This window comes from Chitinimonas sp. BJB300 (genome assembly GCF_002735695.1).
In the GTDB taxonomy this organism is placed as follows: domain Bacteria; phylum Pseudomonadota; class Gammaproteobacteria; order Burkholderiales; family Chitinimonadaceae; genus Chitinimonas.
Genome location: NZ_PDZH01000019.1, coordinates 15,004 through 30,173, shown reverse-complemented (window position 1 = coordinate 30,173; position 15,170 = coordinate 15,004). Strand labels below are relative to the sequence as shown.

The following is a 15,170-nucleotide window of genomic DNA, read 5'->3' as shown; positions in this document are numbered from 1 at the left end:
ACGCCGCGCGGGAGACTGCGCGGCGTTTTGTTTTGATGGTGTTTCGATGCCCACCCTATCACTTGCTCAGCCGCCCGATCTTCTGGCGCTGGCAGCAGCCTACCCGGCTGAGTTTCCCTACCTGCTTCAGTCGGCGGGCGATACCGGCTGGGACATTCTGTTTGCGCTACCGGAGTCCGTCCGTTTATATGGGGCGGATGAAGGGGCCGCGCTCTTTGCCGATCTTACAAAAATTTCGGTAGCGCCTAAGCTTGAATCCACTGGCTTGCCTTTTACCGGCGGGTGGTTCACCTACCTGGGGTATGAATGGTTGGAGACGTTGGAGCACACAGTGCCGGCAAGAAAGGATGCCGGTTTTCCGCTGGGGTTGCTTGCGCGTATCCCTGCGGCCATCTTACATAACCGCCATACCGGCCAGACTGAACTCGTAGCGGAAAGTGCCGCGCAGCTGAAGCGATTGCGCGTATTGCTGGCTAAGCCACCTGTGTTTATATCCAAACCTATCGTGCTGGAAAGCCTGAGTGAAGACGAGCCGACCGCCTTTTTGCAGGGAACGCATCGCTGCAAGGACTATATCTATGATGGCGATGTTTTTCAGGTCAATCTCTCGCGCGGGTGGGATGCCAAGCTGGCGCACGATGCTGGCCCGCTCGACCTTTTCGCCCAGCTGCGTCATGCCAACCCTGCACCATTCTCGGCTTATGTGGACCTGGGTAATGGCCAGGCCCTTGTCAGTTCTTCACCCGAGCGGTTGGTAAAGATAGACCGGCACGGCCATGTGGAAACCCGGCCCATTGCAGGGACCCATCCACGCTCAGTCGACCCGGTGGAAGATGAAGCGCAGAAAGCCCGGCTGATAGCATCCAAGAAGGAGCGCGCCGAGCACATCATGCTGATTGATCTGGAGCGCAATGACCTGGGCCGGCTTGCCATCCCCGGTACGGTACAGGTGGATGCCTTGATGGAGGTGACCAGTTATACCTATGTGCATCACCTCGAATCAACCGTCAGTTGCGATATACGGGCCGGGCAGAATGTGGCCGAGGTGGTGCGTGCCTTGTTCCCTGGCGGCACGATTACCGGCTGCCCCAAGGTGCGCTGCATGCAGATTATCCGCGAGCTGGAAGACCGGCCGCGCCGGGCATATACCGGCAGCCTTGGCTATATCAACCTCGATGGCTCGCTCGATCTCAATATCCTTATCCGAACCTTCGTGCAGGATGGCGATGCACTTTACTTCCGTGCGGGCGCTGGCATTGTGGCGGACAGCGACCCCGAGCGCGAACTGAATGAAACTCGCGCCAAAGCGCGCGGCCTTCTAAGGGCCTTGGGTCTATGAATACCTTGGTCAATGGTCAAGCAGGCGATTACATCGCTGTACGTGATCGTGGTTTTGCCTATGGGGATGGCGTATTCCGTACGTTGAAGTGCGATGCCGGACGCTTGCTGGCCTGGCCGCGCCACTACGCCAAGCTGGCTGCGGACTGCGTAGCATTGGGCATCCGCTGCCCGGCAGAGTCAATATTGCTGGCGGATCTGGCCCAGCTTGCGCCGGAAAATGCCGCGGTCAAGCTCACGATCAGTCGTGGATTAAGCGCCAGGGGCTACGCTTGCGACCCGAATGCCAATCCAACCCGTATTGTGCAGATTGGTGTGCTGCCGACGTATCCGGCTGATCTGCACACCGTGGGTGTACATGTTCGGCTATGCGATTGGCTGCTCAGCATCCAGGCCGGCCTTGCCGGTGTTAAGCATCTGAACCGGCTTGACCAAGTGATGGCGCGGCGTGAATGGGACGACACGGTTATTTTTGATGGCTTGATGAGTAATGCCCGTGCAGAGGTGGTGGAAGGTGTGATGACCAACCTCTATCTTCTGAAGGACGGCATTCTCTACACCCACCCGCTGGCAGATTGTGGTGTCGCCGGCGTGATGCGTGATTTGGTATTGGAAGCGAGTGTCACGTTGCGCATACCAACACTGCAACAACCTTTTACGGTTGAAGCATTGGCCCTGGCAGATGCGGTGTTATTGAGCAATAGTCTGGCTGGTGTTGTACCAGTCGCCCAATGTGGTACACACCAATGGCATAATTTCACCACTGCACAGCGCTTGCACGCTGCTGTGGTTAATCAATCAATTCTGGAGAGCACCCTATGCCGAGTCGCCTGATACTACTTGCACTGTTGTCCTCCACCGTCTTGGCTGCGTTGCCTGATAAGTATTCACCGATTCTGTACGAGCACCTGGAAGGTAAGGAAAAAACCCGGTGTGACAAATATGTCGATGAATTGAAGATTATTGAAAAGCGCAAATCCGGTGGTCGCATCAAACCGTGGGATCGGGACAAGATGGACGCCAAAGAAAAGCTGATCGAAAAGAACTACGACAAGTACTGTCTGCGTTTGCCCCAACAACCCCAACCACAGTCACAACCACAAAAATGATGGCAGGCCGCCGGGCGGGGTAGGTTGCTACTACGCAGGCCACCAGAGCCAGTTGAACCTGGGGCATTTGATCCACCGTGCCGACAATTACCGGGGCAGCTTCCGGGGTGAAGTGGCGGAACGGCGCACCGACGCCATGCTGCCCGACAATATGGCAGTGGTACTGTGTTACTTCGATACTCGCATCCTGCCCGCGTTGCTGGGGGTACTGGATAAGCTACAAGCTCAAGCATAATCAACCGCCTTGGCGCTATGTGTATCGGCCGGAAATGTTGCCGCAGGCTTCAATCCTCAGTCCTCATCTTGTACACCCAATGGTTTATCTGCCCATTTAACAGGCGTTAGAACCTGTCTAAAGTCTGCTGCGCGTCGGCAATATGGCGTTGAAAACACCCTCGGAATGCTCATTTACCACGCGTAAACTCCGCTTCCTCGACTGTTTCCGCCTTATCTTGCCCTAGCTCGCGAGACTTTAGACAGGTTCTTAGTGTACTTGCGCCTATCGCGGTGTCTCCGTTTTGCCTCGTTACGTTAGACATTTTTGGCGCGTGCTCATAACCAGTAGGTGCTTGACAGCGCTAAAAGCGCATTTCGTGCCCATTTGGGTGATGGGCTGGGCGAATTTTTCGTTCAAATTCAATCCGCTTGTTTGTGGTGCCGATACTACGTGTGGGGTAATGAGGTTGCGCTTGGTATTGGAAGGCGGTGCGGCTTTGGAGAAAACCACTGTATGAGGTTCAGAGCCGCTTCCGTGGGGCTTTTGAGCGTATGTACGTATGGCAACCGCATGATGTGAATAGGGTATTGCACGCGATTTCAGGCGTGGATGCCCACTGCAACAGCTTGCAAGCCGTATTTAATTTTGCACATTGTGTTGATTGCTGGCTGCCATTCTCCAATACGCAAGCTATATAGATAGCGCGCTCCCTGCCATCAGTCGGCTTGTTTGCAAGCTGCAAGGCCCTGGTGACGGGGGTAAGTGACCCGGCTGTACCGCTCGCTTTATGGTGCAAATATGCCGCATGACTTACTTTTGCGCGTCGCCAGACCGTATTTGCTTCGAGTAGACTTGGCACTCGATCGGCCTGGGGTGTAGGCGGTCGTTTTCAACCATCTGAGGATTGAGGGGCATACCAATGAACAAGAGTGAACTGATTGATGTCATCGCCGAAAAGGCCAACCTGAGCAAGGTCGCTGCTGGTAACTGCTTGGACGCTTTCCTGGAAGCTGTGTCCCAGGCGGTTTCCGATGGCGACAGCGTGACGCTGGTCGGCTTTGGCACATTCAAACCGCTGGCGCGTAATGCCCGTGAAGGCAAGAACCCACGCACCGGCGAAAAGCTGAAGATTGCAGCTACCACTGTGCCCAAGTTCACTCCGGGTGCGACCTTCAAGGCTCGGGTGGCTGAAAAGGCCGCTAAGAAGGGTAAGAAAAAGTAAGCAGCTGTATCAGGCGCCTGCACCCCTGCGTTTGCCCTCTTGGTGCGTGAGTAACGCTGCATAAGGGTGTACGTAATAGATGGAGAGGGAATGCGCCCTGTGCGCAGTACGCCGGGCTAAGCCGTGTGATTTGGTTTGCTCGTCGGTAAAAATTATTAAGAAATTTGCAATACCAGTTACAACGCCGGATCGGGTTGACCATCGCAGTGGTTTGCCCGGTCCGGCGTCATTCATTGTGGCGGTGTTGGACGTTTGCACCATAAGGCATTAAGACCTACCTCAACTGCACTTGGCTTGATTCACATCAACGTTGTGCGCTGCCCGGAGGCTTAGTCTGAGCACGTTACGTTTCGGGTGCCCAAGCCATGTTTGCCAGTCTGCCGTCCGCTCAAACCCTGCAATACGATGCCTTTGATGTACAGGCGCTTAGTTTTGACAAGTGCCTGATCGAAAAATTGGCCGGCACCGGCCCGCGCTATACCTCCTACCCCACCGCCGACCGGTTTGAGCCAGCCTTTGGCGAACAGGAATATCGCCAGGTCGCTAGTGTATGTTTCGAACAAGACCAACGCCGGCCTTTGTCGCTGTATGTGCATATCCCGTTTTGCAACACCATTTGCTACTACTGCGCCTGTAACAAAATCCTTACCAAGGACAAAGCGAAGGCCGAGGTCTATCTCGACTATCTGGAGCGGGAAATAGCGCTAAAGGCGGCACTGATAGGCCCGTCGGTGCAGGTGGTGCAGTTGCATCTGGGTGGGGGGACGCCGACTTTTCTGTCTGATGCGCAATTGAGTCGGCTGATGGCGACGCTGCGTAGCCATTTCGAGTTTGCTCCTGATGCCCAAGGGGAATATTCGATTGAAATCGACCCACGCAAAGTGGGGGTGGAAACGGTAGCGCTGCTGGGGCGGTTGGGTTTTAACCGTATGAGCGTGGGGGTGCAGGATTTCGACCCGGACGTACAGGCGGCAGTGAACCGGCTACAAAGCGAAGCGGAAACCCTGGCGGTCATGAAGGCGGCGCGCGCGCATGGTTTCCGGTCGGTTTCCATTGACCTTATCTACGGCTTGCCCAAGCAAACGCTGGTCGGGTTTGACGCCACCTTGGACAAGGTGATCGCGGCGCAACCAGACCGGCTTTCCATCTATAACTATGCGCATTTACCGCAGCTTTTCAAACCGCAGCGGCGCATTGCCAGTGGTGATTTGCCGTCGTTCGATATCAAGCTCGATATCCTCAGCCTTGCCATCGATAAGCTGACTGCGGCAGGCTATGTGTATATCGGCATGGATCACTTCGCATTGCCCGATGATGAACTGGCGATTGCGCAGCGGGCAGGGACCTTGCAGCGTAATTTCCAGGGTTACTCAACCCGTGCCGATATCGATTTGCTGGGTTTTGGGGTGTCGGCCATCAGCAAGCTGGGTGACAGCTATAGCCAGAACGTGCGTACTACCGAGGCGTATTACACCCTGCTGGAGGCGGGGCGGTTGCCTTTGTTTAGGGGCCTGCAGCTTCAGTATGATGACAAGTTGCGGCGTGACTTGATCCAACGCCTTATGTGCCAGTTTGCAGTAGATCTGGCTGCATTCGGCAGAGCCTGGGCGGTGGATTTTCTCGACTACTTCGCCGTTGAGCTACCAGGGCTGGAACGCATGGCCAGTATGGGACTACTTAGCCTAGACAAGCAGCATCTGCAGGTATTGCCACGCGGCCGGTTGCTGGTGCGCAATATCGCGATGTTGTTCGACCGTCATCTGCGCCAGGATCAGCCGCATATGCGTTATTCGATGATGTGATCAAGCACCTGTTCAACGCCGTATCACCGAAGCGCAGACATTAAACGGTTTCTGAGGATCTGCCGACATTTACGAAGGAACAGGGGGCACGCCCCGCCTGTTCTACCACGATACAGTTGGCAAAACCTGCTTGCAGCGCTTCAGTGGGCAGCCCACGACCTATCAGTACGATGTCTGAACGCGGTGGGGATTCCGCCCAGTCTCGGCCGTAGTCAAAACCGGCGATGTTATGCACGCCTTGGAAAATCAACCGGCGGGGTTCGCCGGCGATGGCGAGTACCCCTTTGTGCCGCAATAGGTCGCCTCCGTATTGCGTCATCAGTTGGTTCATGAATGCGCTGATCCGCCCCAGGTCGAGCGGGCCAGCATGCTGCAAGTGCAGGGCGGCGATGTCGTCGTTGAAGGACTTGTCGGCAGCAGGTTGGCCGATACGGCGTAGTTTGCTCTGTATCGGGGCATACAGGCGGGTAGGACTGGCTGGCTGACGATTCAGCAGATCTTCGTCAAGATGAAAGCCGCGTACATCGAACAGCAGGGCCAGGTCGATTTTCCCTTGCATCAGCCTGTATTGTGGCGCGGTTGAGTTGATTGTGGCCAGCCGTGTGCTGAGCATTTCTACGTGGGCTGCATTGACCAGGTCGGTTTTTGACAGCAAGAGCCTGTCGGCAAAGCCAGCCTGTCTACGCGCTACGCTGTGCTCATCCAATTGCTGTAGGCCATGCAATGCATCGATCACGGTGATGACGGCATCAAGCACGTAGGATGTTGTCAGTTCCGGCGAGGCAAAGAAGGTCTGGGCAATCGGTGTGGGGTCGGCCAAGCCGGTTGTTTCGATCACCACGCGTTCGAATTGCAACTCACCGGCTTCTTTACGCTGCTGCAAAGTGTGCAGAGTTTTGGCCAAATCGCCGCGAATGGTGCAGCACAGGCAGCCATTGCTCATTTCAACCACTTCGGTGGCCGATACGATCAGCAGGGTGCTGTCGATATTGACGGGGCCGAATTCATTCTCGATCACTGCAATCTGATGGCCATGGCTTGCTTGCAGAATGTGATTGAGCAGTGTCGTTTTGCCGGCGCCGAGAAAGCCGGTTAGAAGGGTGACAGGAATAGGTGACATGGTGTCTTCACTGGTAAATGTAAGTCGTAGAGCCCAGTTAAGTGCCTATATCAAGGTTTGGGACGATGATGCTGAACGGGGTTCGCAAGTGCTGGAATACTGTTTGTGATAGGAGAACCTGTGCGTGCTACCAGAGGTTAGTACTCACGGGATACAGATATCGTTATCTTCACGCATTCGCTTATGCACAGCATCGCTTGCCGCTAAAGCTGCTTGTTACAACCGTTGAACAGGTGCTGGCAAACTTTGAAATGACTTTGCGGGTTAACAGCATTTGCCCGCCCCCTTGCCGTAACGTGCCTCTTGGCGCTCGCGGAAAAATGCCTCGTAACTCATCGGTTCGCGTTCCGGGTGAGTCTGACGCATATGTTGTACATAGACTTCGTAGTCCGGCACGCCAACCATCAGGTTGGCAGCCTGCCCTAGATATTTACCTAGTTTGCTCAGTTGGTCGAACACATTCAAGCCTGATTGGGTACAGCTTGGAACGGGGTTTCTTTATCGGTGGGGTCGGTTTCGCGATAAGCCTTGATGCAGGCGCGGATACCAAACAACAGAATGCTGACCACCAGCAGGATGAAGCCAAAAGCCAATGCAGCATCAACATAATCGTTGAAGACCACCTGCTGCATCTGCGCCATGCTCTTGGCTGGGGCCAGCACCTCGCCTTTTGCCAATGCCTCTTGGTATTTATGGGCGTGTGCCAGGAAACCGACTTTGGGGTTATCCGAGAACACCTTCAGCCAACCTGCGGTCAGGGTACAGATCAGCAGCCAGATAGTCGGCAGTATGGTTACCCAGGCGTACTTTTCGCGCTTGAGTTTGAACAATACGACGGTAGCGAGCATGAGGGCGATGCTGGCCAGCATCTGGTTGGCGATGCCGAACAAGGGCCACAGGGTATTGATGCCACCAAGTGGGTCGACCACGCCCTGGTACAGGAAGTATCCCCAGGCTGCCACGCACAGGCCAGTGGCCGTAAGGCTGGCCACCCAGGATTCAGTACGCTTGAGCGATGGTACGAAGGTGCCCAGCAGGTCTTGCAGCATGAAGCGGCCTGCGCGGGTGCCGGCATCTACGGCGGTGAGGATGAACAGCGCTTCGAACAGAATGGCGAAGTGATACCAGAAAGCCATCATCGTCGTGCCGCCGAATACGCTGGACAGGATTTGCGCCATACCCACGGCCAGCGTGGGAGCACCCCCTGCACGCGAGATAATGCTGTGCTCGCCCAGGTCCTTCGCGGTTTGGGTGATCATGTCCGGCGTGATCAGAAACCCGAAATTGGAAACCGCCGTGGCGGCTGATTCGGCCGTAGTACCAATGGCGGCCGCGGGGCTGTTCATGACGAAGTAGATGCCTGGGTCGATGACGGATGCTGCTACCAAGGCCATGATGGCGACGAAGCTTTCCATCAACATGCCGCCATAGCCAATGAATGGCATGTGCGATTCGTTTTCCAGCAGCTTGGGGGTTGTGCCGGATGCGATTAAGGCATGAAAGCCTGATACCGCACCGCAGGCGATGGTGATGAACAGGAAGGGGAACATATTGCCTGCCCAGACCGGGCCGCTGCCGTCGATAAACTTGGTCAAGGCGGGCATCTTCAGTTCGGGTGCGACTAGCAGAATACCGATGGCGAGCCCGACGATGGTGCCGATCTTTAAGAAAGTCGAGAGATAATCACGCGGGGCTAATAGGAGCCAGACTGGTAATACCGAGGCGACAAAACCGTAGCCGATCAGCATCCAGGTCAACTGTATCCCGGTAAAGGTGAAAGCCGGGCCCCAATCTGGGCTGGCTGCCACAAGGCCGCCACCCCAGATCGCCAGCATCAGCAAGACAAAGCCGATGATGGAAATCTCGCCGATCCGGCCGGGCCGTATGTAGCGGGTGTAGACGCCCATGAAGAGGGCAATGGGAATGGTGGCGGCTACAGTGAACGCACCCCATGGGCTTTCGGCCAGGGCTTTCACGACGATCAGCGCAAGTACGGCGAGGATGATCACCATGATCATGAACGTGCCAAACAGGGCGATCACACCAGGGATGTCACCGATTTCGGACTTAATGAGGTCGCCCAGCGAGCGGCCATCGCGCCGGGTAGAGATAAACAGCACCATGAAGTCCTGTACTGCGCCCGCCAACACGACGCCAGCCAGAATCCACAGCATGCCGGGCAGATAGCCGAGCTGTGCTGCCAATACCGGGCCAACCAATGGGCCTGCGCCGGCGATAGCGGCGAAGTGATGGCCAAACAGGACATATTTGTTGGTAGGTACGTAGTCCAGCCCATCGTTGTTACGTACTGCGGGCGTAGCGCGTTTTGGGTCGAGCTTCATGACCTTATTGGCGATGAAGAGACCGTAATAGCGATAGGCGATCAGGTAGACTGAAACGGCCGCGACAACAATCCACAGCGCATTGATCGATTCGCCGCGGTGCAGGGCGACGGTGCCGAGTGCAAAAGCACCGATGGCCGCAACAACGCCGAAAATCGCGTGGTGCAAGAGGTGATGCATGATGGAATCTCCAAGCCGATGAGTCTTTTTTTGACGCTGTTTTGTCCGGTGCCAGGTTAAATTGTCCAGCCTGCCGAGTTTGGGCTCTACTATTCGCGTTTTTTTACTAGGTTAGAATTCGCAGTACTACTTATCTTAGATACGCATTACTACGTAGTGCTGTGCCGCAAAATTGATAACACTCAAATATAAAATCCTGGCTTTAACCGTTTTGCCATTGCTTCTGGCCATCAGCGCTGTCGGGGTTTTGGTGAAATACCGTGCCGGACAATTGGCAGAGCAGCAGGCTGCGCTGATTGAAGAGAACTTTATGGCGGCCAAGCGGACGGAGTTGAAGCATTACCTGGGGCTTGCACTCAGTTCCATTGAGCGGTTATACGCTGCAGGTGGTGACGAAGCACAAAGCCAGGCGCAGGCAAAGGCGATTCTAGCCAAGGTTAATTATGGCGACGATGGTTATTTCTTCGTTTATGACACCAGCGGCCGAAATCTGGTGCATCCGCGCCAACCCGATTTGGTGGGGCATAGCCTGTTGAATCTGACCGATCCGCAGGGCCGGTACGTGATTCGTGCGCTGCTGGATAGCGCCCAGCAGGGCGATGGTTACCTGCGCTATGGTTGGAAAAAACCGTCAAGCGGCCAACTTACCGAAAAACTCAGCTATGTAGTGTTGCTGCCACGGTGGGGCTGGGTCATCGGCACTGGTATCTATTTGGATGATGTTGAGCGGGCGACTTCCCTGGTGCGGGAGCGTGCACGTGTCAATGTCCATGCGTCCCTGCTTGATCTTGGCGGGATAGCGCTGGTGGCGGTGCTGTTGGTTTTTGCGGGCGGCTTGGCCCTCAATATCACCGAGCATCGCTTGGCTGACAATAAGCTTAAGGTCCTGGCCCAGCGCATTGTGAATTTACAGGAAGAAGAACGTGCTCGCGTTTCACGCGAGCTGCATGATGGGATTTCCCAAGTGTTGGTCTCAACCCAGTTCCATTTCGAACTGGCCGAGCACAAGTTGGAAACAGGCGGAGAGGGCGCCGTGGCAGATTTACGCAAGGGGTTGTCGGGTTTGGCGGAAAGCATTTTCGAGGTGCGGCGCATTTCGCATGGCTTACGTCCTTCTATTCTAGACACGTTGGGGTTAGTGGTTGCCATCGTCCAATTAGCCAACGAATTTGCACAGCGTACCGGCATCCTGGTCGAGGTTGATAAGCCCACGGGCAGGCTGGATGTGCCAGATGACCAAGCCGTGGCGCTGTTTCGTATTGCCCAGGAAGCCTTTACCAATATCGAGCGACATGCAGGGGCAAGTGAGATCAAGGTCCAGTTGGCGCAGCGTAATGATGGTGTATGGCTGGAAATAATCGACAACGGCCGTGGGTTTGACCCGCGCAACATGGAGCGGGCTGGTGGCATAGGTTTGCGTAATATCCGTGAACGGGTTGAGCACTTGGCTGGTCAATTCACCTTGTCCTCTACTACTGGGCATACGTGCCTACGGGTAACGCTGCCTGTGATACCGAAAGCAACGCCATGATTTTTGCCAAAGCGGCTCCCTATCGTATTCGCCTGATGCTGGTGGATGATCACCCGCTGGTTAGGGATGGCCTGCGCGCTCGGTTGGGGGCGGTGGAACAGATTGATGTAGTGGGAGAGGCGGGTAGTGGCGAGCAGACATTGCAAATGGCCGAGCAATTGCTGCCTGACTTGATGCTGGTGGATATCGGCATGAAGGACATGAATGGTATATGTCTGACCGAGCTTCTGCTGGCGCGTCTCCCTAGTATTCGTGTATTGATACTCAGCATGTACGACAACGCAGAATATGTGATTAGCGCCATGCACGCAGGCGCCAAGGGCTATGTGCTCAAGGATGCGGGTTCACATGAAATCATTGCCGCAATCAACGCTGTGGCGGCGGGGGGCACCTTCTACAGTGCTGCCGTAGCCGATGTGCTGCTGGCCCAACCTTTCCCAGAGTACAGCTTGACCGAGCGTGAGCGTGAAGTGTTGATACTGCTGGCGAAAGGGCTGTCGAACAAAGCCATTGCCCAGCAGCTGGAGATCAGTGTGCGGACGGTAGAAACGCACCGGTTGAGCATACGGCGCAAACTGGGCATCGACAGTGCGGCGGGTTTGGTGAAATACGCGTTAGAGCAGCGGTGGCTCAATTAGGCGACGGGTTATGAATTTAAAGTAGTACGCCAGGGTTGAAGAAGCCGTCTGGGTCCAGACTTGCCTTGATCTGCCGCATCAATGCCCGCTCGACGGGGTCGTGGCCCGCATCTGCGGCTGCAATACGCAAGCGGCCAATGCCATGTTCGGCGCTGATATCCCCACCATGGCGCGCCACCAGGTCAAACAGTAATTGATTGGCCAGTGCTTCTGATGTGGCAAAGTCTTCACTGACAGGCAGGCTCAGGTTGTAATGCAGATTGCCATCGCCCACGTGGCCAAACACAACCGGCTTGGCGGCGGGTAATCGTTGCGCCAGCAAGGTGGCGGCTTCCGCAACAAAAGCAGGAATAGCGCTGATGGGCAGCGCCAGGTCGTGCTTGATGGAGGGACCCTGGCGGGTTTGGGCTGAGGGGATATGTTCACGTAGTGCCCATAACGCTTTGGCTTGGCTGCCATCCTGAGCCAGGGCTGCATCCTCGTAGCCATTGGCCAGCAAACACTCGGTAAGGCGCTCCATCAGCACGGCGTCGGTTTCCCCGCCACTTAAGGCAATGAGCACCGCAAAGGGTGGTGGCACATCAAAAGGCTGGGCAATGGTGGAATGGTGGTGCGCCATCAGGTTCAGCGATTCGCGGTCTATCATCTCAAATGCAGTCAGTACTTCCCCCAGGTTTGCCTTGGCTTCAGCAAACAATGCCAATACCTGTTCTGCATCATCCAATGCCACCATGGCGACTGCGGCGCCACGCTCCAAGGGGAATAATCGCAGGGTAGCTGCGGTGACAAATCCCAAGGTGCCCTCTGCGCCGATAAACAACTGCTTCAGGTCGTAGCCGGCATTACGTTTACGCAGTGGGTGCAAACCCTTAAAGATGCTTCCATCGGGTAAGACAGCTTCAATACCCAGAACCAGCTCACGTGTGTTGCCATAGCGCTGAACCTGCAAGCCGCCAGCATTGGTACCGATCAGACCACCAAGCCTGGCACTGCCGGAAGAACCTAGCCATAACGGAAACAATCGCCCGGCGACTTCCGCTACGGCACGAATGTCATCCAGAATGCAGCCTGCTTCCGCGGTAAGCGTATACCCGGTTGGATCGATGTATCGGACCTGCTTGAGTCTGTCGCAGCCCAGAAGCAAGCTGGTAGGGCTCATCGGTGTAGCGCCACCTACAAGACTAGTATTACCCGCCTGGGGCACGACAGACACACCGTGTGCATGGCATCGGCCAATGATTTGCGCCGCTTCTTCCGCGCTGCCCGGCAAAGCCAATGCAAGGGTCTGGCCTTGCAAGCGCTTGCGTGCATCAACCAACCGTGGTGCAAGGCGTGTGGGTGAAGTAATCAATGCTTCAGCTGGCAAGCTGTTGGCGAGTTCGGCAAGGAGAGCATGCGGCATAAAACAATCTTAAATGGCAAACAGTGAGTACTTATTACGGTAAATTGCCCAAATAATTTCCCCATACCATTAATGCTGAATAGCGGTACGGGGACTGCAATTAGACATCAAATTGTAATCTACATAGCCAGGGCTAGCTCGCTGCCTTGGCTCGCGCCATCTTGAACATACCAATCGAATATCAGCAAGATATTCTGTCAGGCTCCAGATGTGCAGTTCTGCTTTCTTTTCAGATAACGTGCCCACAACATATCAGCCCCGCCATCAGTTATTGACATTGACGCTGACAGTGCCTGCAATGGCTAGCTGAAATTTTCGGAATTTGGGCTGCTGTGCTTATTGTCTGTTGCGCATTTGCCTACGGGAAGAAGTTAAATCAACCTCTTAGTGTACTTGGTCGTTCCCTCTTGGCTGATTGCTGGGTAACGTCGCCATGGTAGCCTTGAGCAAAAACAATAATACGAGGAGTACGTAGTGCATCAGCCAACACTTCCTAGTCGTTCATCAACCTTATTCTTAGAGTCCGTACTTCAGTCATCTGCCCGAACACGCCAATGGGCGAAATGCCTCAGTTCATTGGGCGGCTTGATTTCGTTGGTATTGGTCAGCAATATTGCCTTGGCGATGGTCCATGACATTGCAGCGGTCGAACAATCACCAGCTGCGCATCAAATCCATACCGATACCAAGCAGATACGCGTTGGGGGGCGTACTTACAAAGATGCGATTTTCCGTGATGGATTGGGCCGTGAGGCTGTCTTTCGCGGTTGGAACGTATCGGGTTCCACCAAATTGGCAGAGAGCGGTTTCAAGCCTTTTCGAACACTGGAAGATGCGCGTAGCGGGTTAAGTGATCTACGTGCCAAAAGCGGCGCGAATGTGGTTCGGCTGCTGGTGGCGTGGGAAGCAATTCATCCCGAGCCCGACCGCATCGATACAGCCTACCTTGACGACATCGCGCAGCAGATCGAAGCTGCTACCGAGCGTGGCATGCATGTATTGATCGACTACCACCAGGATCTATATTCCCGCCACTTGTTCAATGCGAACTCCTGGCATACCGGTAATGGCGCGCCCAAATGGATTATCAGCGGCGGTAATTATCCAGCGGAATATTGCGGCATCGTTTGCGTTAGCTGGGCGCAGCACAATATGACGGATGAAGCGGTACGGCGCGGCTTTCGTAATTTCTGGAACAATGCGCCGGTCAATACCTCTGCTGGGTGGCGTAAGGTGCAGGATAGTTACCTGTGGCAGATAACAGAAGGCATGCGTTATCTGCGTAGCCGACTACCGGCGCAGGTATACGACAAGGTGTTGGGGCTGGACCCGCTTAACGAGCCAGTGGATGGCGGTATGGAAGGGTTGTCTGCCCGGGAATGGGACAATCGCAAGCTATGGCCTTTTTACGAACGTGTCCGGCAAGCGATGGATGCGGCTGGTTGGGCGGACAAGCTGGTGTTTGCTGAGCCCCTGGTATTTTGGAATAGCACCGTTGGCATTTTTGCCCCCGCAACGGGGGGCAGGTATTTGCAATCGCCAGCCGGCGGCCGATTCGTGTTTACACCGCATTTCTACGATGGCGGGCGGCAAGGGACGGATTTACGCGCGGTCAATAATGGTGCCTATCTCACCCATTTCGAGGAAATCCGCGAAGAATCGCGGCATTGGCAGTCGCCCACTTTCGTTAGCGAATTCGGCATGATTCTGGGGCAGAGTGGCCGTAAAGACACCAACCGTACCATTAAGGCTATCTACCAAGGTCTGGAGGTGACGACGAATGGGCATAGCAAGGATCGTTTTATTGATGTTTATGCGCCTGCATTGTCGAGCACCCAATGGCAGTGGGACCGCTACTACGGCCAGCATCATGAGGCGATGAACAGCAACCCAGCCAAGATAAAAACCACCGCTGATGCCTGGAATGATGAGGACTATTCCGTCGTGCGCTATGTGGCGGATAAGCCGGTTTACAACATCGACCAAGCCAATATCGAACGCATCTATCCGCGCCGTGCCCAGGGCGATATTGTGCAATTCCACTTCAACGCGTTGGCAAAAGACGCCGACAGCAAAGTGCTCGACTGGGCGATGCTGAAGCTGGACGACAAGGAATGGTTACGAGGCCACGAATTTGCGCTGTTGGTTTGGCAGGGGCGTAAAAGTGATGCCCCGACGGAAGTCTTCCTCCCAGCCCGCTTTGATGCAATGCGCACCATTGCCATTACCGACAAGGCAATTCGCAATTGACTATCCGTAGCGAATACTG

Annotated in this window: 13 protein-coding genes; 9 read left to right on the top strand and 4 right to left on the bottom strand. The window is 55.1% G+C overall.

Translation table 11 applies throughout. The features are described from left to right. Nucleotides 1-46 precede the first annotated feature (46 nt). The 6 genes from CSQ89_RS05085 (at nt 47) to hemN (ending at nt 5,688) form a co-directional block, all read left to right on the top strand. Nucleotides 47-1,339 carry an aminodeoxychorismate synthase component I gene (locus CSQ89_RS05085; RefSeq protein WP_099405103.1) on the top strand — a complete coding sequence of 431 codons (1,293 nt, stop codon included), beginning with the start codon at nt 47-49 and terminating at the stop codon, nt 1,337-1,339. Next, entirely contained in the window at nt 1,336-2,172 is an 837-nt protein-coding gene (pabC, locus tag CSQ89_RS05080) for an aminodeoxychorismate lyase (RefSeq protein WP_099405102.1), read from the top strand. Before CSQ89_RS05085 ends, pabC begins: the two co-directional genes overlap by 4 nt. Continuing rightward, the gene (locus CSQ89_RS05075) at nt 2,157-2,447 is read left to right on the top strand and encodes a hypothetical protein (protein WP_099405101.1); all 291 of its coding nucleotides are present in this window, start codon (nt 2,157-2,159) and stop codon (nt 2,445-2,447) included. The genes pabC and CSQ89_RS05075 overlap by 16 nt, the downstream gene beginning before the upstream one ends. Before the next feature lie 52 nt (nt 2,448-2,499). Next, nucleotides 2,500-2,682: a type VI secretion system Vgr family protein gene (locus tag CSQ89_RS22845; RefSeq protein ID WP_099405100.1), complete on the top strand. Its 183-nt coding sequence runs from the start codon at nt 2,500-2,502 to the stop codon at nt 2,680-2,682. A 901-nt stretch (nt 2,683-3,583) separates the two neighbouring features. Further along, on the top strand, nt 3,584-3,886 hold the full coding sequence (locus CSQ89_RS05065) for an HU family DNA-binding protein (protein WP_099405099.1): 303 nt from the start codon (nt 3,584-3,586) through the stop codon (nt 3,884-3,886). A 365-nt stretch (nt 3,887-4,251) separates the two neighbouring features. Beyond that, nucleotides 4,252-5,688 carry an oxygen-independent coproporphyrinogen III oxidase gene (gene hemN / locus CSQ89_RS05060; protein ID WP_099405098.1) on the top strand — a complete coding sequence of 479 codons (1,437 nt, stop codon included), beginning with the start codon at nt 4,252-4,254 and terminating at the stop codon, nt 5,686-5,688. 40 nt (nt 5,689-5,728) lie between these two features. Here hemN and CSQ89_RS05055 read toward each other — a convergent pair whose 3' ends face one another. The 3 genes from CSQ89_RS05055 to CSQ89_RS05045 form a co-directional block, all read right to left on the bottom strand. Then, nucleotides 5,729-6,808: a CobW family GTP-binding protein gene (locus CSQ89_RS05055; RefSeq protein ID WP_099405097.1), complete on the bottom strand. Its 1,080-nt coding sequence runs from the start codon at nt 6,806-6,808 to the stop codon at nt 5,729-5,731. Nucleotides 6,809-7,072: 264 nt separating this feature from the next. After that, nucleotides 7,073-7,267 carry a YbdD/YjiX family protein gene (locus CSQ89_RS05050; RefSeq protein WP_099405096.1) on the bottom strand — a complete coding sequence of 65 codons (195 nt, stop codon included), beginning with the start codon at nt 7,265-7,267 and terminating at the stop codon, nt 7,073-7,075. A gap of 2 nt (nt 7,268-7,269) precedes the next feature. Continuing rightward, nucleotides 7,270-9,330 carry a carbon starvation CstA family protein gene (locus CSQ89_RS05045; protein WP_099405095.1) on the bottom strand — a complete coding sequence of 687 codons (2,061 nt, stop codon included), beginning with the start codon at nt 9,328-9,330 and terminating at the stop codon, nt 7,270-7,272. Between the two features lie 211 nt (nt 9,331-9,541). Here CSQ89_RS05045 and CSQ89_RS05040 point away from each other — a divergent pair, with 211 nt between their 5' ends. Together CSQ89_RS05040 and CSQ89_RS05035 are read left to right on the top strand one after the other, a co-directional pair. Beyond that, nucleotides 9,542-10,861, top strand: a complete 1,320-nt coding sequence (locus CSQ89_RS05040) for a cache domain-containing protein (protein WP_233202966.1) — start codon at nt 9,542-9,544, stop codon at nt 10,859-10,861. Next, complete coding sequence (locus tag CSQ89_RS05035; RefSeq protein WP_099405094.1) at nt 10,858-11,499, top strand: response regulator; 642 nt, start codon at nt 10,858-10,860, stop codon at nt 11,497-11,499. The genes CSQ89_RS05040 and CSQ89_RS05035 overlap by 4 nt, the downstream gene beginning before the upstream one ends. Before the next feature lie 16 nt (nt 11,500-11,515). Here the strand turns inward: CSQ89_RS05035 and CSQ89_RS05030 are convergent, their stop codons facing one another. Further along, nucleotides 11,516-12,901 (bottom strand): FAD-binding oxidoreductase, encoded by a 1,386-nt coding sequence (locus tag CSQ89_RS05030; protein ID WP_099405093.1) that lies wholly within the window; start codon nt 12,899-12,901, stop codon nt 11,516-11,518. A 474-nt stretch (nt 12,902-13,375) separates the two neighbouring features. On the opposite strand from CSQ89_RS05030, the gene CSQ89_RS05025 reads away from it, so the two are divergent. Further along, on the top strand, nt 13,376-15,151 hold the full coding sequence (locus CSQ89_RS05025; RefSeq protein ID WP_143747049.1) for a cellulase family glycosylhydrolase: 1,776 nt from the start codon (nt 13,376-13,378) through the stop codon (nt 15,149-15,151). Nucleotides 15,152-15,170 lie beyond the last annotated feature (19 nt).